The organism is Burkholderia sp. SR8 (assembly GCF_052851275.1).
The window spans coordinates 138,841-156,046 of sequence record NZ_JAULUC010000009.1; the positions used below are offsets into that span (position 1 = coordinate 138,841).

General features: G+C 65.0%; 17 protein-coding genes. 14 read left to right on the top strand and 3 right to left on the bottom strand.

Features of this window, described 5'->3' with window-relative positions:
- Nucleotides 1-2: 2 nt before the first annotated feature.
- The 7 genes from Q3A80_RS14310 (at nucleotide 3) to Q3A80_RS14340 (ending at nucleotide 7,624) form a co-directional block, all read left to right on the top strand.
- Nucleotides 3-1,280 (top strand): L-fuconate dehydratase, encoded by a 1,278-nt coding sequence (locus tag Q3A80_RS14310; protein WP_446329622.1) that lies wholly within the window; start codon nucleotides 3-5, stop codon nucleotides 1,278-1,280.
- A 109-nt stretch (nucleotides 1,281-1,389) separates the two neighbouring features.
- Nucleotides 1,390-2,166 (top strand): SDR family oxidoreductase, encoded by a 777-nt coding sequence (locus tag Q3A80_RS14315; protein WP_446329623.1) that lies wholly within the window; start codon nucleotides 1,390-1,392, stop codon nucleotides 2,164-2,166.
- 12 nt (nucleotides 2,167-2,178) lie between these two features.
- Nucleotides 2,179-3,732: a sugar ABC transporter ATP-binding protein gene (locus Q3A80_RS14320; RefSeq protein WP_446329624.1), complete on the top strand. Its 1,554-nt coding sequence runs from the start codon at nucleotides 2,179-2,181 to the stop codon at nucleotides 3,730-3,732.
- Nucleotides 3,733-3,758: 26 nt separating this feature from the next.
- A complete protein-coding gene (locus Q3A80_RS14325) occupies nucleotides 3,759-4,796 on the top strand; it encodes an ABC transporter permease (RefSeq protein ID WP_446329625.1) in 1,038 nt (345 codons plus the stop codon).
- Between the two features lie 98 nt (nucleotides 4,797-4,894).
- Nucleotides 4,895-5,836: a substrate-binding domain-containing protein gene (locus Q3A80_RS14330; RefSeq protein ID WP_446329626.1), complete on the top strand. Its 942-nt coding sequence runs from the start codon at nucleotides 4,895-4,897 to the stop codon at nucleotides 5,834-5,836.
- 58 nt (nucleotides 5,837-5,894) lie between these two features.
- Nucleotides 5,895-6,785 carry an amidohydrolase family protein gene (locus tag Q3A80_RS14335; protein ID WP_446329627.1) on the top strand — a complete coding sequence of 297 codons (891 nt, stop codon included), beginning with the start codon at nucleotides 5,895-5,897 and terminating at the stop codon, nucleotides 6,783-6,785.
- Nucleotides 6,786-6,862: 77 nt separating this feature from the next.
- Nucleotides 6,863-7,624, top strand: coding sequence for a FadR/GntR family transcriptional regulator (locus Q3A80_RS14340; RefSeq protein ID WP_446329628.1), 762 nt, complete (start codon nucleotides 6,863-6,865; stop codon nucleotides 7,622-7,624).
- 61 nt (nucleotides 7,625-7,685) lie between these two features.
- Here Q3A80_RS14340 and Q3A80_RS14345 read toward each other — a convergent pair whose 3' ends face one another.
- Nucleotides 7,686-8,927 carry an NAD(P)/FAD-dependent oxidoreductase gene (locus Q3A80_RS14345; protein WP_446329629.1) on the bottom strand — a complete coding sequence of 414 codons (1,242 nt, stop codon included), beginning with the start codon at nucleotides 8,925-8,927 and terminating at the stop codon, nucleotides 7,686-7,688.
- Nucleotides 8,928-9,235: 308 nt separating this feature from the next.
- On the opposite strand from Q3A80_RS14345, the gene Q3A80_RS14350 reads away from it, so the two are divergent.
- The 5 genes from Q3A80_RS14350 to Q3A80_RS14370 all read left to right on the top strand — a co-directional run bounded on the left by Q3A80_RS14350 (nucleotide 9,236) and on the right by Q3A80_RS14370 (nucleotide 13,789).
- On the top strand, nucleotides 9,236-10,321 hold the full coding sequence (locus Q3A80_RS14350) for a hypothetical protein (RefSeq protein ID WP_446329630.1): 1,086 nt from the start codon (nucleotides 9,236-9,238) through the stop codon (nucleotides 10,319-10,321).
- Nucleotides 10,322-10,733: 412 nt separating this feature from the next.
- Nucleotides 10,734-11,441, top strand: a complete 708-nt coding sequence (locus tag Q3A80_RS14355) for a YfiR family protein (RefSeq protein ID WP_446329631.1) — start codon at nucleotides 10,734-10,736, stop codon at nucleotides 11,439-11,441.
- Nucleotides 11,438-12,706: a diguanylate cyclase domain-containing protein gene (locus Q3A80_RS14360; RefSeq protein WP_446329632.1), complete on the top strand. Its 1,269-nt coding sequence runs from the start codon at nucleotides 11,438-11,440 to the stop codon at nucleotides 12,704-12,706. The genes Q3A80_RS14355 and Q3A80_RS14360 overlap by 4 nt, the downstream gene beginning before the upstream one ends.
- A gap of 84 nt (nucleotides 12,707-12,790) precedes the next feature.
- A complete protein-coding gene (locus Q3A80_RS14365) occupies nucleotides 12,791-13,312 on the top strand; it encodes an OmpA family protein (protein ID WP_446329633.1) in 522 nt (173 codons plus the stop codon).
- Between the two features lie 63 nt (nucleotides 13,313-13,375).
- Complete coding sequence (locus Q3A80_RS14370; protein ID WP_446329634.1) at nucleotides 13,376-13,789, top strand: hypothetical protein; 414 nt, start codon at nucleotides 13,376-13,378, stop codon at nucleotides 13,787-13,789.
- A 188-nt stretch (nucleotides 13,790-13,977) separates the two neighbouring features.
- Here Q3A80_RS14370 and Q3A80_RS14375 read toward each other — a convergent pair whose 3' ends face one another.
- The gene (locus Q3A80_RS14375; protein ID WP_011549124.1) at nucleotides 13,978-14,211 is read right to left on the bottom strand and encodes a hypothetical protein; all 234 of its coding nucleotides are present in this window, start codon (nucleotides 14,209-14,211) and stop codon (nucleotides 13,978-13,980) included.
- Between the two features lie 311 nt (nucleotides 14,212-14,522).
- On the bottom strand, nucleotides 14,523-15,152 hold the full coding sequence (locus Q3A80_RS14380) for a hypothetical protein (protein WP_446329635.1): 630 nt from the start codon (nucleotides 15,150-15,152) through the stop codon (nucleotides 14,523-14,525).
- Between the two features lie 26 nt (nucleotides 15,153-15,178).
- Here Q3A80_RS14380 and Q3A80_RS14385 point away from each other — a divergent pair, with 26 nt between their 5' ends.
- Both Q3A80_RS14385 and Q3A80_RS14390 read left to right on the top strand, forming a co-directional pair.
- Entirely contained in the window at nucleotides 15,179-15,430 is a 252-nt protein-coding gene (locus Q3A80_RS14385; RefSeq protein ID WP_446329636.1) for a hypothetical protein, read from the top strand.
- Between the two features lie 532 nt (nucleotides 15,431-15,962).
- A complete protein-coding gene (locus Q3A80_RS14390) occupies nucleotides 15,963-17,081 on the top strand; it encodes a branched-chain amino acid ABC transporter substrate-binding protein (protein WP_446329637.1) in 1,119 nt (372 codons plus the stop codon).
- Nucleotides 17,082-17,206: the final 125 nt, after the last annotated feature.

The window sequence follows — 17,206 nt, forward strand, 5'->3', positions numbered from 1 at the left end:
TCATGCCTATCATTCGATCGATGCGCGTCCTGGACGTGCGCTTCCCGACCTCGCGGCAGCTCGACGGTTCCGATGCGATGAATCCGGACCCCGATTATTCGGCCGCGTACGTCGTGCTCGAAACCGACCACGACGGGCTCGAAGGTCACGGGCTCACGTTCACCATCGGACGCGGCAACGAAATCTGCTGCGCGGCGATCGACGCGATGCGTCACCTCGTCGTCGGCCTCGACCTCGACTGGATCCGCGAGGACATGGGCCGCTTCTGGCGGCACGTGACGTCGGACAGCCAGCTGCGCTGGATCGGCCCGGACAAGGGCGCGATCCACCTCGCGACGGGCGCCGTCGTCAACGCGGTGTGGGACTTGTGGGCGAAATCGGTCGGCAAGCCGTTGTGGCGGCTCGTCGCCGACATGAGCCCCGAGGAAATCGTGCGTGCGGTCGATTTCCGCTATTTGACCGACTGCCTGACGCAGGACGAAGCGCTCGACCTTCTGCGCCGGCAGGCACCGGGCAAGGCCGCGCGGATCGCGGCGCTCGAGCGCGACGGCTACCCGTGCTACACGACGTCGGCCGGCTGGCTCGGCTACAGCGACGACAAGTTGCGCCGACTGTGCCGCGAGGCGGTGGACGCCGGTTTCGAATACGTGAAGCTGAAGGTCGGTGCGAACCTGGACGACGACATCCGGCGCGTGACGATCGCGCGCGAAGTGCTCGGCCCCGATCGCAAGCTGATGATCGACGCGAACCAGGTGTGGGAAGTCGATGAAGCGATCGACTGGGTGCGCGAGCTGGCGTTCGCGAAGCCGTGGTTCATCGAGGAGCCGACGAGCCCCGACGACGTCGAAGGGCATCGCAAGATCCGCGAGGCGATCGGGCCCGTGCAGGTCGCGACCGGCGAGATGTGCCAGAACCGCGTGCTGTTCAAGCAGTTCATCGAGCGCGGCGCGATCGACGTCGTGCAGATCGATGCATGCCGGCTCGGCGGCGTGAACGAGATCCTCGCGGTGCTGCTGCTGGCCGCGAAGTACGGGCTGCCGGTGTGCCCGCATGCGGGCGGCGTCGGGCTGTGCGAGTACGTGCAGCATCTGTCGATGATCGACTACGTGTGCATTTCCGGCACGAAGGAAGGGCGCGTGACCGAATACGTCGACCACCTGCACGAGCATTTCGTCGAGCCGTGCGTCGTGCGCGGCGCGGCATACATGCCGCCGACCGCGCCCGGGTTCTCGATCGAGATGAAGCCGGAATCGCTGGAACAGTACCGGTTCCGCGGCTGAAGCACGCGGCACGCGGCACGCGGCACGTGGCGCGCCGCACGCAGCAGGCGGCACGGCGATGCACCGCGCACGGCATGCGCGGCGACAACATGAACGACGGAGACGCGAAGTGGATCTGAATCTGCAAGACAAGGTCGTGATCGTGACCGGCGGCGCGTCGGGCATCGGCGCCGCGATCTCGATGCGGCTTGCCGGCGAAGGTGCGATTCCGGTGGTGTTCGCGCGCCACGCGCCGGACGACGGATTCTGGCGCGAACTCGCGCAGAAGCAGCCGCGCGCCGCGTGCGTCACGGTCGAACTGCAGGACGACGCGCAGTGCCGCGACGGCGTCGCACAGACCGTCGCGCGTTTCGGCCGCATCGACGGGCTCGTCAACAACGCGGGCATCAACGACGGCATCGGGCTCGATGCCGGCCGCGACGCGTTCGTCGCATCGCTGGAGCGGAACCTGATCCACTACTACGTGATGGCGCATTACTGTGTGCCGCACCTGAAGGCGACGCGCGGCGCGATCGTCAACATCTCGTCGAAGACCGCCGTCACCGGGCAGGGCAACACGAGCGGCTACTGCGCGTCGAAGGGCGCGCAGCTCGCGCTGACACGCGAATGGGCCGTCGCATTGCGCGACGACGGCGTGCGCGTGAACGCGGTGATCCCGGCCGAAGTGATGACGCCGCTCTACCAGAACTGGATCGCCGGCTTCGACGATCCGGACGCGAAGATCGCGGAAATCGCCGCCAAGGTGCCGCTCGGCAAGCGCTTCACGACGGCCGACGAGATTGCCGACACGGCCGTGTTCCTGTTGTCGGCGCGCGCATCGCATACGACCGGCCAGTGGCTGTTCGTCGATGGCGGCTATACGCATCTCGATCGCGCGATCGGCTGAGGACGGCGAACCATGCAACCCGCTTCGAACCCGAACCAGAGCCTGGAGACCGCCGCGCCGCCGCTGATTGCGCTGACCGGCATCAGCAAGGGCTTCCCCGGCGTGCAGGCGCTCGACGATTGCCGGTTCGACCTGCGCGCCGGCGAAGTGCATGCGCTGATGGGCGAGAACGGCGCGGGCAAATCGACGTTGATGAAGATTCTCGCCGGCGTCTATCAGAAGGACGAAGGCGAGATCCGGATCGACGGCCGCGCGGTCGAGATCGCCGATCCGCGTACCGCGCAGGCGCTCGGAATCGGCATCATCCATCAGGAACTGAACCTGATGAATCATCTGAGCGTCGCGCAGAACATCTTCATCGGCCGCGAGCCGCGCGGCCGCTTCGGCGTGTTCGTCGACGAGGAGAAGCTCAACCGCGACGCCGCCGCGATCTTCGCGCGGATGCGGCTCGATCTCGATCCGCGCACGCAGGTCGGCCGGCTGACGGTGGCGAAACAGCAGATGGTCGAGATCGCGAAGGCGCTGTCGTTCGACTCGCGCGTGCTGATCATGGACGAGCCGACCGCCGCGCTGAACAACGCGGAGATCGCCGAGCTGTTTCGCATCATCGGCGACCTGCGCGCGCATGGTGTCGGCATCGTCTACATCTCGCACAAGATGGACGAGCTGCGGCAGATCGCCGATCGCGTGACGGTGATGCGCGACGGCAAGTACGTCGCGACCGTGCCGATGGCCGACACGTCGATGGATTCGATCATCGCGATGATGGTCGGCCGTCAGCTCGATGCGCAGTTCCGCACGCCGCCCGATACGGCGAAAAACGACATCGCGCTTGAAGTGCGCGGACTGTCGCGCGGCCGCGCGATCCGCGACGTCGGCTTCACGCTGCGGCGCGGCGAGATTCTCGGCTTCGCGGGGCTGATGGGCGCGGGCCGCACCGAGGTCGCGCGCGCGGTGTTCGGCGCGGACCCGGTCGACGCGGGCGAGATCCGCGTGCACGGCAAGACCGTGACGATTCGCACGCCGGCGGACGCGGTCAGGCACGGGATCGGCTACCTGTCCGAAGATCGCAAGCACTTCGGGCTGGCGGTCGGGATGGACGTGCAGAACAACATCGCGCTGTCGAGCATGCGGCGCTTCGTGCGCCGCGGCCTGTTCCTCGATGCGCGCGGGATGCGCGACACCGCGCAGTCGTACGTGCGGCAGCTCGCGATCCGCACGCCGTCGGTCGCGCAGCCCGCGCGCCTGCTGTCGGGCGGCAACCAGCAGAAGATCGTGATCGCGAAGTGGCTGCTGCGCGACTGCGACATCCTGTTCTTCGACGAGCCGACGCGCGGCATCGACGTCGGCGCGAAAAGCGAGATCTACAAGCTGCTCGACGCGCTCGCCGCCGACGGCAAGGCGATCGTGATGATCTCGTCCGAACTGCCCGAGGTGCTGCGCATGAGCCACCGGATTCTCGTGATGTGCGAAGGGCGCGTGACCGGCGAATTGCGCGCGGCCGACGCCACGCAGGAAAAGATCATGCAGCTCGCGACGCAGCGCGAGTCGACCGTGTTGTCCTGATTGTTTTGTCCAGACGCTGACCGATCATGTCCAACGATACGCATCCCGTTCCGCCTCTTGCCACCGGCGACTCGCCGGCCGGCGCACCGGGCCTGCGCGCCCGCTTCTTCAATCCGGCCGCGCGGCAGAAGCTGCTCGCGTTCGCGAGCCTCGTGCTGCTGATCGTGTTCTTCAGTTTCGCGTCGCCGAACTTCCTCGAAGTCGACAACCTCGTCGCGATCCTGCAGGCCACCGCGGTGAACGGCGTGCTCGCCGTCGCATGTACGTACGTGATCATCACGTCCGGCATCGATCTGTCCGTCGGCACGCTGATGACGTTCTGCGCGGTGATGGCCGGCGTCGTGCTGACGAAGTGGGGGATGCCGCTGCCGCTCGGGATCCTGGCCGCGCTGTGCTTCGGCGCGTTGTCGGGCAGCGTGTCCGGCTTCGTGATCGCGAAGATGAAGGTGCCGCCGTTCATCGCGACGCTCGGGATGATGATGCTGCTCAAGGGGCTGTCGCTCGTGATCTCCGGCACGCGGCCGATCTACTTCAACGACACGCCGGGCTTCACGTCGATCGCGCAGGATTCGCTGATCGGCACCCTGATTCCCGCGCTGCCGATTCCGAATGCGGTGCTGATCCTGTTCCTCGTCGCGATCGGTGCGTCGATCGTGCTGAACCGCACGATCTTCGGCCGCTATACGTTCGCGCTCGGCAGCAACGAGGAAGCGCTGCGCCTGTCCGGCGTGAACGTCGATGCGTGGAAGATCGCCGTCTATACGTTCAGCGGCGCGGTGTGCGGGATTGCCGGCCTGTTGATCGCATCGCGGCTGAACTCCGCGCAGCCGGCGCTCGGGCAGGGCTACGAGCTCGATGCGATCGCGGCCGTCGTGATCGGCGGCACGTCGCTGTCGGGCGGCGCGGGCAGCATCGTCGGCACCATCATCGGCGCGTTCATCATGAGCGTGCTGACCAACGGCCTGCGCATCATGTCGGTCGCGCAGGAATGGCAGACCGTCGTGACGGGCGTGATCATCATCCTCGCCGTCTACGTGGACATCCTGCGCCGGCGCCGCCGCTGACGCACGCACGAGCCAACGGACGAACGAACACAGGCACACAGGCGCTTCACCGCCGGCCGGGCCGGCATTTCAGTCGATACCAACCAAGGAGACGCGAAGTGATCAGGAGCAAGGTGTTGAACGCGATCGTCGGGCTGACGTTCGCCGTCGGCGTGACGGCCGGCGCGCAGGCGCAGGAAGCCTATATTCCGCTGATCTCGAAGGGCTTCCAGCATCAGTTCTGGCAGGCCGTGAAATCCGGCGCGATGCAGGCTGCGAAGGACTACAAGGTGAAGGTGACGTTCGAAGGCCCCGAGACCGAGGCGATGGTCGACAAGCAGATCGACATGCTGTCCGCCGCGATCGCGAAGAAGCCGGCCGCGCTCGGCTTCGCGGCGCTCGACAGCAAGGCCGCGCTGCCGCTGCTGAAGAAGGCGCAGGCCGAGAAGATCCCGGTGATCGCGTTCGACTCGGGCGTCGACAGCGACATCCCGGTGACGACCGCGTCGACCAACAACAAGGCCGCGGCGGCCCTTGCCGCCGACAAGCTCGCCGCGCTGATCGGCGACGAAGGCGAGGTGGCCGTGGTCGCGCACGACCAGACGAGCCGCACCGGCATCGACCGCCGAGACGGCTTTCTCGAACGGATGAAGTCCGCGCATCCGAAGGTGCAGATCGTGACCGTGCAGTACGGCGAAGGCGATCAGCTGAAGTCGACCGAAGTGACGAAGTCGATCCTGCAGGCGTATCCGAAGCTCAAGGGCATCTTCGGCACCAACGAAGGCTCGGCGATCGGCGTGGTGAACGGCGTGCGCGAGATGAAGCGCAAGGTCGTGATCGTCGGCTACGATTCGGGCAAGCAGCAGAAGGAAGCGATCCGCAGCGGGCTGATGGCCGGTGCGATCACGCAGAACCCGGTCGGGATCGGCTACAAGACGGTCGAAGCGGCCGTGAAGGCGATCAAGGGCGAGAAGCTGCCGAAGGTCATCGATACCGGTTTCTACTGGTACGACAAGACCAATATCGACGACCCGAAGATCGCGGCGGTGCTGTACGACTGAGCGCGATGCGGCGCGATGTGACGTGACCCGGCGCGTGACGGCGAAACACGAGGACACCATGGGCGCAGTGCGTATCGATTCCCATCAGCACTTCTGGCGTTACCGCGCGGCCGACTATCCGTGGATCGGCCCCGGGATGGACGTGCTCGTCCGCGACTACCTGCCCGACGCGCTGTGGCCGCAGATGCATGCGCAGGCGCTCGGCGCGTCGATCGCGGTGCAGGCGCGCGGCGGGCGCGACGAGACCGCGTTCCTGCTCGAGCTCGCCCGCGACGACGCGCGCATCGCGGCGGTGGTCGGCTGGGAGGATCTCGGTGCGCCCGAACTGGCCGACCGTGTCGCCGCGTGGCGCAGCCCGAAGCTGCGCGGCTTTCGTCATCAGGTGCAGGACGAAGCCGACGTCGCTGCGTTCGTTGCGGATCCCGCCTTCAATCGCGGTGTCGCGTGGCTGCAGAAAAGCTGCTACGTGTACGACGTGCTCGTGTTCGAACGTCAGCTGCCGGACGTGCATGCGTTCTGCGCGCGACACGATGCGCACTGGCTCGTGCTCGATCATGCGGGCAAGCCCGCGCTCGCCGAGTTCGACCGCGATGCAACGGCGCTCGCACGCTGGCGTGCCGGTTTGCGCGAGCTGGGCGCGCTGCCGCACGTCGTGTGCAAGCTGTCGGGGCTCGTGACCGAGACCGACTGGCCACGCGGCTTGCGCGGACGGGATATCCGGCACATCGAGCAATGCCTCGACGCGGCGCTCGATGCGTTCGGCCCGCAGCGGCTGATGTTCGGTTCGGACTGGCCCGTGTGCCTGCTTGCGGCGTCGTACGACGAAGTGGCGTCGCTGATCGAGCGCTGGGCCGAAGCGCGGTTGTCGGCGGCCGAGCGCAACGCGTTGTGGGGCGGCACGGCCGCACGTTGCTATGCGGTGCCGGGCGATATCGGGCCCGGCATATAAAATAGGCGCGAACGGCCCGATGCGCGCGCTCCATTCGCCAGGCCGTCCGCAACGCAACCGCTTACCAGTATCAACGTATGTCCATCCAGCCGATTCAGAACCGCCGCCTGTACCAGCAGATCGCCGACAAGCTCAGCGCGATGATCGAGTCCGGCGATTTCCCGCCGGGCAGCTACCTGCCGCCCGAGCGCGAGCTGGCCGAACGGTTCGGCGTGTCGCGCACGTCGGTGCGCGAGGCGCTGATCGCGCTCGAGGTGAACGGGCTCGTCAGCGTGCGCGTCGGCGACGGCGTGAAGGTGCGCCAGCCGGAGGCGGCCGCCGCGCCGGCGCCGCAGATCGACACGAAGGTCGCGCCGTTTTCGATCGTCGAGATCGATCCGGAGCTCGGCATCGAGCTCGACCTCGATACCGAGATTCCGCCGTTCGCGCTGCTGCAGGCGCGCCGGCTGATCGAGCCGGAAGCCGCGTCGCTCGCGGCGAAGCACGGCTCGGACGCGCAGATCGAAGGCATTCACGACGCGTTTCTGCGCAACCAGGAAGACAACCGCAGCGGTTCGCTCACGCACCCGGGCGACCGGCTGTTTCATATCCGTATCGCGGAAGCGAGCGACAATCCGGCTTATGCGCTGATGATCAAGCAGTTGCTCGCGCACAAGTACGATTTGATGTTCCAGCGGCTGCAGTCGCTGTACATGCCGAACGACATGCCGCATCGGTCGGAGCTCGAACACCGTGCGATTCTCGATGCGATCCGCGCGCGCGATCCGGAGGCCGCGCGTCGTGCGATGGCCGAGCACCTCGACGAGGTGATCGAGATCTTCGGCCGCGCGCTCGACTGAGTGCGGGCCGTCAGACGTTCCGACCGACGTTCCGATCGTTTGCGCGTTCGGACGTCGAGAATCAGAAGCGGTCGGCGCGGTAGGGCGTCGGGTCGGTGAACGGTGTCTCGCCCGTCATCATCTCGGCCAGCAGCCGGCCGGAGACGGGGCCGAGCGTCAGACCGTGATGGTTGTGCCCGAACGAGAACCACAGCCCGCGATGCGCGGGCGCGGGGCCGATCACCGGCCGCATGTCGGGCGTGCACGGGCGGAAGCCGAGCCACGGCTGCGGATCGAGCCGCTCGCCGAAACCGAACACCGGGCGCGCCATGCGTTCCGCGCGATCGAGCTGCACACCCGTCGGCGGCAGTCCGCGCCGTGCGATTTCCACACCGGTCGTCAGCCGCAAGCCGCGCCGCATCGGCGCGATCACGTAGCCGTATTCACGGTCGACGATCGGCGCCGACGGCGTGCCGCGTTCGGACGGCGCGTAGTGCATGTGATAGCCGCGCTTCTCGCGCAGCGGGATCTTGTAGCCGAACTTGCCGAACACCGTGTCCGACCAGGGCCCGAGCGCGACGACCACGGACGGCGCGGCGATCCGGCCTTCGTCCGTCGTGACCTGCCAGCCGGGCGCCAGCGCGTCGAGGCTCGCGGCATCGCCGGTGAGCAGCGTGCCGCCGCCTTGCACGAAGAGTTGCGCGTAGGTTTTGACGAGCGCGGACGGATCGACGACGCTTTTCGGATCGAGCCAGTGCAGCGCGCCGCAGAAGCCCGGTGCGAGGCTTGGTTCCCGCGCGCGGAGTGCGGCGGCATCGAGCGGCGTGATGCCGAGCCCGTGGCGGCGCGCGGTGAGCGCTGCATCGGCGACCGCGCGCTCGAACGCGGCCGGCGTGCGGAACGCTTCCATCCAGCCGCTTGCGCGCACCAGTTCTCCGGCGCCGGCGCGTGCGATCAGCGCGTCGTGCTCGACGATGCAGCGCTCGATCAGCGGCAGCATGTCGCGCGACGCGGCTGCGTGACGCATCGGCGCGGATTCCCACCAGAAACGCGCGAGCCACGGCGCGAATGCCGGCAGCGACGTGCTGTGCCAGTAGAGATCGGTCGAACGGTTCAGCGCGTAGCGCATCAGCGTGAACGGGCTGCGCGGAAACGGATACGGTTCGATCGACGAGCGCTCGATCAATCCGGCGTTGCCGAAGCTCGTGCCTTCGCCGGGTGCGCCGCGGTCGACGAGGGCGACCTTGCGACCGCGATCCTGCAGGTGCAGCGCGGCGGAGACGCCGACGATGCCTGCGCCCAGAACGATTACGTCGAAGTCCATGAGGGAAGACGAAATAAACGGTTGATGATCGACACGCGGCGTCGGCGATAAGCGCTTCGGCCGGGTGCTCGGAATTTCAATCGAATGATCAGCAAGGATACTCGGGAACACGGCGATGCGCGAATTGGGCGCGTTTCGCAAGAGACGAGGTTGCCGCGGCGGGCGCTCAGGTTGTACGCTAGGCGGGCCGGCCGCACGAAGCCGGATACGAAGGCGTCGCTCGAACTGCGCTTTTCTCTTCCGGAATGGCTGACGCATCTGGGGGCAGCGACTTCCTCGAATTTGCCAACTGGCCATCTGAACCCGCAATGTCCGAAAACAATATTCCCGAGACCCATCGACCTCCCGCCGTTCCGTGGCATCGATCGCCGATCGTTCGCAGCGCAGCGCTGTTGGCCGGACTGATCGTCATGCTGCCGCTCATCAGGTTTCAATTCGTGATCAGACTTCTTGTCGGCGCGATGTCGGCAACGATGCTGTACCGGATCTTGCGTGAATGGATACCCATGTTGCGGCCGTTTCGAACATGGCTGATCCGTCGCACCGTCAGAGTCATGCGGAAACTGCGCCCGATCGCGGAACTTCCTCCGGACGTCAACGTGGCTTATGGTTTGGTCGCGATGTTGTCGTTGCTTTGCGGAGTCTTGTGGATCGGGCTGGATATGATGTGGATCGGCCGTTTCTCGATACTCGTATTTCTTCTTCTGGCATACGCAGCTGCGCGGCACATTTTCCATGTATTGCTTCTGCTCGCGCGCTGGACGTGGAGCAAGGTATTGGGAAAGGGCGCGTATCTGGCGGTTGCGTCGGTCGCGCTCTGGCTTGCGCACTCGGACGCGGAGAAGCTCGTCTTGGCGTTGACGCATGAAACCGTCGATCATTTTTCCAGTTTCGTTGGCTTGTCAGCTTCCGTATTTTTCGTGCTGCATTTGGTTCAGGCAGCGGGACTTGTGCTTGTTGCATTCTTTGTATTTCAGATGGTTTTCCTGATCGGTAGCATGATCGTTCAGCATGCTGCGATTCAAGTCAGGATATTCAGTACGGACGGCGCTGAACGGATGACCGTGGCCTGGAAAAGACTCAGGTTCGGACTTAAGAAGAACGAGAGGGATAGTCGTGAGCGGCTTCGCCAGGTGATTACCACGCTAGCGCCGATTGGTATGGTGATCTGGGCAGTGCCGTTGCTGATCGGGCCCACCTATCTAATAGGAAGTAGCGAAACCCGGACGCTGTTTTCGCACGTGCTGGTACGGACGACGTATTCGGCAGCAGGCGCGTGTCGCGAAGACAGCCGTGCGGGGTTGTTCGCGCGCGTCGGCGACGACCGTGTGTCGGAGGCCGTGAAGGACGGGAACGGGTATGTGTTCCGGACGGTATTGTGCAAGTCGAAATAAGCGTCGTTTTTCCTGGCGCATCAGCTTTCGTCGTGTCGAACATCGCGCGACGGATCCGTTCGGGTTGGCGACGGAATCGCCCAGCAACTTTTACTGGTTGCGTATCGGTGTGCTGCGTAAACAGTTCCGTGCCCCGCTGAGGAACATATGAAGTTTGACCCGCACGGTCGTCCTATCCGCTGATAAATGCCTCGGTGTCGCAGGTGAATCGGCGTTAGGCCGCATCGTTACCTTGTCGTCGTGCACAGCACCGATTCAACAGACTTTCTCCCGCCATTCGCGGGTGTATCCCACTGGTTTGGGATACGAATTTTTACCTAAGATGGAAGCACTTGTGCGCGCGATACGGTGACTGCACGCGCATGGCAGGCAGGACGCAGCACCGGGAACGACGGCAGCAGATGTATTCATCATGGATGCGAGCGTGTGCGCGGCGGCTGCGGGTCTTGCAGTCGCATCGACGCCAGCGTGCGCGGCGGCCATCGCCGCGCGGAAGGCGTCCGGCAGACAGCGCCGAGTCGCCACGCTGCGTCACGCGTTCGTCGCAATCGTTTGCGCTCTGAGCATTGCACCGGGCGTCCTCGCGGGCGCGCCTGCCGATGCCGGCGATCCGGTCGACACGATCCGCGTGGCCGGCACCACGACCCCCGCCAATCCGACCGCTCCCGCCTTTTCGTCACACGACTCCGCCGTGCGCCAGGTCGTGCTCGGCATCGTGAGTTTCACGCGCTGGCCGACCACGCCCGTGCGCCTGCACCTGTGCGTGACGGGCAGAGCCGACTACGCGAGCGGCCTGACCGACACGTTGCAGGCCGGCTCGACGGTGCTCGACGTGCAGCGCGTGCGCTTCGACGATCCCGCGCTCGGGATCGCGTGCGACATCGTCTATCTCGGCGCGCTCGGCAACGACGAGCGAACGCGCGTGCGCACCGCGGTGGCCGGTCGCGCGGTGCTGACCATCGACGAACACGATCCGTCCTGCACCGCGGGCAGCATGTTCTGCCTGACCGTCGAAGGCGAGCGTGTGACGTTCGACGTCAATCTGGATGCGGTCGAGCGCAGCGGCGTGCGGGTCCATCCCAATGTGCTCAATCTCGCGCGGCGGCCGGTGACGCCATGACACGCTCCGCGCCCCCCATTTCCTCTTCACGCGTGCCGCGCCCGACGCTGCAAAGCGTGTTGCGCCGCGCGCACCTGCGCCTCGCGTTCGTGGCGGTCGCGATGGCTGCCGTGTCGCTGATCGTCGTCGCAGTGATCGCATTGCGCGCGTATGCCGGCAACAACCTGAACCTGCTCGCCCGCTCGCTCGGCTATACGGTCGAGGCGGCGCTCGTGTTCGGCGACCGCGTCGCGGCGAACGAGGCCATCGCGATGATCGCCGCCGATGAAGACGTCGCGCAGGTCGTCGTCACCGACGGCAAGGGGCAGTTGTTCGCGACGTGGAAGTTGCCGGTCACCGACGGAATCGCGCGGCTCGAGCGCGGCGTCGCCAGTCTCGCGTTGCCGGGGCCCGTCACGGCGCCGGTCATGCATGACGGCATCGTCGTCGGCCAGGTGATCGTGCGCGGCCGTGGACACCAGTTCTTCGGGTTCCTGATCGGCGGCATCGGCGGCATTCTCGGCTGCCTCGTCGTCAGCGTGTTTGGCGCTTATATCAGTTCGAAGCGTCTGCTGCGCAACATCGTCGCGCCGCTGCGCGCGCTCGCCGGTGTCGCGCACGCCGTGCGGCGCGAGCGTGCGTTCGCGCGGCGCGTCGAGCCCGTGGCGATTGCCGAACTGAACCAGCTCGGCGACGACTTCAATGCGCTGCTCGACGAACTCGAAGACTGGCAGAACACGCTGCGCGATGAAAACGCGTCGCTCGAACACAAGGCGACGCACGATGCGCTCACCGGTTTGCCGAACCGCGTGCAGTTCGAGTCGCGTCTGTCGGTTGCGTTGTGCGATGCCGTGGTGACGGGGCAGCGGGTCGCTGTGCTGTATCTCGACTGCGACCGCTTCAAGGAGATCAACGACGGCCTCGGTCACGATGCCGGCGACGCGGTGCTGATCGGTGTCGCGGCGCGGCTGCGCACGCAGGTGCGCGAGACCGATCTCGTCGCCCGGCTGGGCGGCGACGAGTTTGCGGTGATGCTGGCGGGCGTGCGCGAAGCGGACAGCGTGTGCCGGATCGCCGACGAGATTTTGTCCGGCATGGTGCCGTCGATCGAGCTGTCCGACGGACGCATGGTGGCCACCATGATGAGTGCCGGCGTTGCGCTGTATCCCGACCACGCGTCGGATGCGAGCGGCTTGCTGCGCGCGGCGGATGCCGCGATGTACCGCGCCAAGCGAGCGCGGCCGGGGTCGTGGCGACTGGCGGAAGCGGTCGCCGGGCGGGTGTGATGGCGATCGTTTCGCGCTGCGGACGAGGCCGCAGCGGCGGGATAAAAAGCGCACGCGACGCGGGCGCGCAGGAAGGGGACGATCATGAAAAGCTCGTTGCCATTGAGCAGTGGGAGAGTGTGCGTCGGGATGTGCGTCTGGAGTTCGGTGTTGCTGTGCCTGCTGCTTGGCGGATGCAAGACGGCGCCGCTGCATCGAGGGCTCACGCAGACGCAGGTCACGGCGCTGAAGTCGGCCGGGTTTCAGGAGACCGAGCAGGGATTCGAGTTCGGGTCGACGGGGCCGATTCTGTTCGATTTCGATCGGTATAACCTCAAGCCGGATGTCAGGCGGATTGTCGAGCGGATTGGCCGGACGTTGAAGTCGGCGGGGATCAATGGCGTTCGGGTTTATGGGTACTCGGATCAGGAGGGGGAGGCGGCTTACGATCTGGAGTTGTCGAAGCGGCGGGCGGAGGTGGTGGCGATCGAGTTGGTGGATGTGGGGCTGGACGGGAAGCGGATCTCGGTGGTCGGGAAGGGGAAAAGCGATCCGGTCGGGGATAACCGGACGCCTGCCGGGAGGATGCAGAATCGGCGGGCGGCGATTGTGGTTTCGCCGCGGTGAAGGGTGCTTCAACGATACGTATGATTGGGCCGGGCCTGATGACGGCATTGACGGGAATGCATCATGTCAATCGAGTGGAAGCAACGCGTTAGGCTGTTTGTCCAGCGTTTCTGGCAGCCGACCAGTGCGTGCATGACCTGCATGCCAGGGAGCTGGGGAAACGTCATGAGCGTTGCACACTGGAGTATTGCACTTCATACGGGATTGTTTACCGGGCTACTGGCTGTACTTTTGACTTTCACGCCGGCGACGAAACTGTACGGACATCGATACGGTAATGCGCTGATCGTTGGCGTTCTGACGACGTTGGGCGATGCTTACTCGCACACGAGTCACTACCGTATTCCCTATGTCGAACACATCGTGACAGGTGCAATTTCAGGTCTCTTGACGCTCGCGGCTTCGTATCTCCTGGAAGACCGCGCGCGACGCGTTCGGTCGGTATGGGCTCGGGTTTTCGGACAGCTTAGCCGGTGAGGTTCTGAACCTGGCGGGACGAATGGATAGAGACGCCTTGGTGAGGCTGGGTTTCTGATTAGCAAGCTGCGCGCGGACAATCGGAACTCGCGACTGTTGCATGCCTCAGCGTCTGGAAGCGGCCATGAACGGCCGTTCGGCACAGCTTTTTAGATCGTCGACAATCGGTGCGGATAAGGGCGTAGCCTTTAGCGGTTACCGTCGATCAGATCGTTCAGCAGCGCATCGAACGCGGCCTGTGCGTCTTCAAGTTCCTGCAGGGCGGCATCAAAGGTTTGCAGCGCGAACGGCGAAGGCTCGCCGCTGCCTTGCGGCGGAAATTGCTTCTGCATCGAAGCGAACGTACTCTGCACGCGCAGCGTGGCGGCCACCATGCGCTCCATCGCCTGGGTTTCTTCGGCTCGGGCCTGTTCCGGATTCATTCCTCTCTCCTTGGATGGTTTTCTTGAAGACCAGATCGTACACGCTGTGTCCGTTCTTGCCGCCCTTGGCAGAACGACTCCGTTGAAGGTTCCAACGGCACGCTGCGGGAGAAGCGATTTAATCGGGAATGATTCCGCAGTCGCGCCGAGGCCAAGATACTCATCGAGCGAGGCTATAAAATCCCGCCGCAGGTCGCAACGATTGGCCGCTTTGGATAAATCTGAAGGGCCGCTTCGGGTCGATAGCCGCCGATCCGGAAGGCGAGCGAAGGCGAGCGTATTAACGCGCCGCGGATCGTCACCACCAAACATCACCAAGTAATATTGCAAGACGACTGCGCGGTCCCCGCACCGCCCGTCGCCATGCAATGCGACCCGGCGCCGTCGTCATAAAACGTCCGCGTCTCTGGTTGCGGCACGGACGGATCGTACGGATTCGGCGCACCGTGTGGTCCACGTGCGGCATCGAAAGGCCGCGTTAGGGCATACGAATTCTGGCCGCCGGCCGCATGTGACCCATTGGCCCGCAGATATTCATTCCAGTTGAGTTCGCGCTGTTCGTGTCCGGGTAACGCGCGACCGAAGCTATCGCTGCCGCCCGCACCGAGTTCGACACGATTCGACGGCCAAACGGAGTCGCGAGACCCACGTTCCGCTGCCGGCAGCGGCACGAGCGTATCGCCGGAAACCCGCAGCGGCCGCGTATCCGGCGTATCGAACGGACTGTGTTCGACCGGCGCCGCGTACTGATTCTGCCGCGTCGTTGTTGTAACCACCCGCCCGTCATCTCGAGCAACCGTCCGACGTTCCGCCCGAAAAACATTGGCACTGCCCGAACGCTCGACCAGCGAATCGCGGCCCGAAGCATCGGCAGTAGAAACGGAAAGAGCAAGCACGCAAGCGAGCGCGGCGGCGGAGGACAAGCGAAGAGACTGATTCATCGGCGATCCGAAGCAGGCGATATGCAATGAAGAGAACGGCAGATCACTGGCTGGCGGTTCGGCGACGGATGGGCGTCGAAGCGGCCCTGAAGCGACGACGAAGCGCGGTGGGCGCGACTCGCAGGAAGGCTGGCTGGATTGCTGAAGCGAATCCGGATTATTTCATGAAAATCACAACAAGCTTTCGATGCGCAATCTTCCGTCAGGAACTGGAAGGATTGGCCGCACAATCCGACCGCCCCGTATCGGTGCACGCGCGCGCAATCATCGGACGATAGCTTCTCGCCGATCCGCCCCCAAAACGTTCAAAAACGGCCTCCCGCGACCGACCACTTCCAGAAAACCCAGTTCTAACAAGGCCGCGGCCCGCTATCCCATCCAAAATAGCAACCCAATTGCACCCGCCGCAAACGTTATCCTGCCCGTCAAGTTGCTCCCGATCGCCACCCTCAACCCGGCAAGTTTCTCCGTGTTTTCCCTCGGTATGCCGGCATTTTTGACAGACGATTTAAAAACGCCCATATAATTTCGACTGCCTTGCCAACGGCTGTCGGACCATCCCTCCGAACGAGCAGTTGGCAAGCGGGGCAGGCGAAACGCTTGCGCAATGCAAGACGCATCACGATGTCTTTCCGAACCAGACGTCCCCGTTGGGGACTGCAAGAGCCGGGCCCCGCTACGCATCATCCATCCGCAGGTCCGTCTTCATGTGTCTCGGGCGTGTCCCATGTCCTCGCCCCGGGTGCTGTTCGATTGCGCAAGTCATGCCGCCTTTGCCCGTATGACTAAACAACATCGAGGAGCTCCCAGATGACGCTGTCCCGTCTTACGTCCATTTCCGTCGCCGCCGTGCTGTTCGCCGCCGGCGCCGCCGCCGCGCAAGCGGAAACCGTGAAGATCGCCATCGCTGGTCCGATGAGCGGCTCGGTCGCCCAATACGGCGACATGGTGAAGGCCGGCGCGCTGACCGCGATCGAGCAGATCAATGCGGCCGGCGGTGCGGGCGGCAACAAGTTCGAAGTGGTGATGATGGACGACGCGTGCGAGCCGAAGCAGGCCGTCGCCGTCGCCAACAAGATCGTCAGCCAGAAGATCAAGTACGTGATCGGCCACGTGTGCTCGGGTTCGACGATTCCCGCATCCGACATCTACGAAAACGAAGGCATCGTGATGGTCACGCCGTCGGCCACCGCGCCGCAGCTGACGGAAGGCAAGAAGCGCCACTTCATCTTCCGCACGATCGGCCGCGACGACCAGCAAGGCCCGGCCGCCGCGCACTACATCATCAACACCGTGAAGCCGAAGAAGGTCGCGGTCCTGCACGACAAGCAGTCGTACGGCCAGGGCATCGCGTCGTCGGTGAAGAAGGACCTCGAAGCCGCGAAGATCCCGGTCGTCCTGTTCGAAGGCATCAACGCCGGCGATTCGGACTACTCGGCGATCATCACGAAGCTGAAGTCGCAAGGCGTCGATTTCGTGTACTTCGGCGGCTACCACCCGGAAATGGGCCTGCTGATGCGCCAGGCGCGCGAGCAGGGCGTGAAGGCGACGTTCATGGGCCCTGAAGGCGTGGGCAACAAGGACGTGACGGCGATCGCCGGCCCGGCTTCGGAAGGCATGCTGGTCACGCTGCCGGCCGACTTCTCGGCCGACCCGGCCAACGCAGGCCTCGTGAAGGCATTCGCGGACAAGAAGCGCGACCCGAACGGCCCGTTCCAGATGCCGTCGTACGCAGCGGTGAAGATCATCGCCGATGCGATCGCAGGCGCGAAGACGACGGATCCGACGAAGGTCGCCGCGTACATGCACAAGACGACGTTCGACACGCCGATCGGCAAGGTCGCGTATGACGCACAGGGCGACCTGAAGGCGTTCAAGTTCGTCGTCTACACGTGGCACAAGGACGCGACGAAGACCGCCGCCCGGTAATAACGAAGTACCCGCCCGCGCACCCGCCCTGTCCGAGACCCGGACGGGGCGCGTGCGCATTTGGCCGCGCATTCCCCGTGCGCGGCCGACGAGGGCGGCCCGAGACGACACCGTGCGTTGCGCGC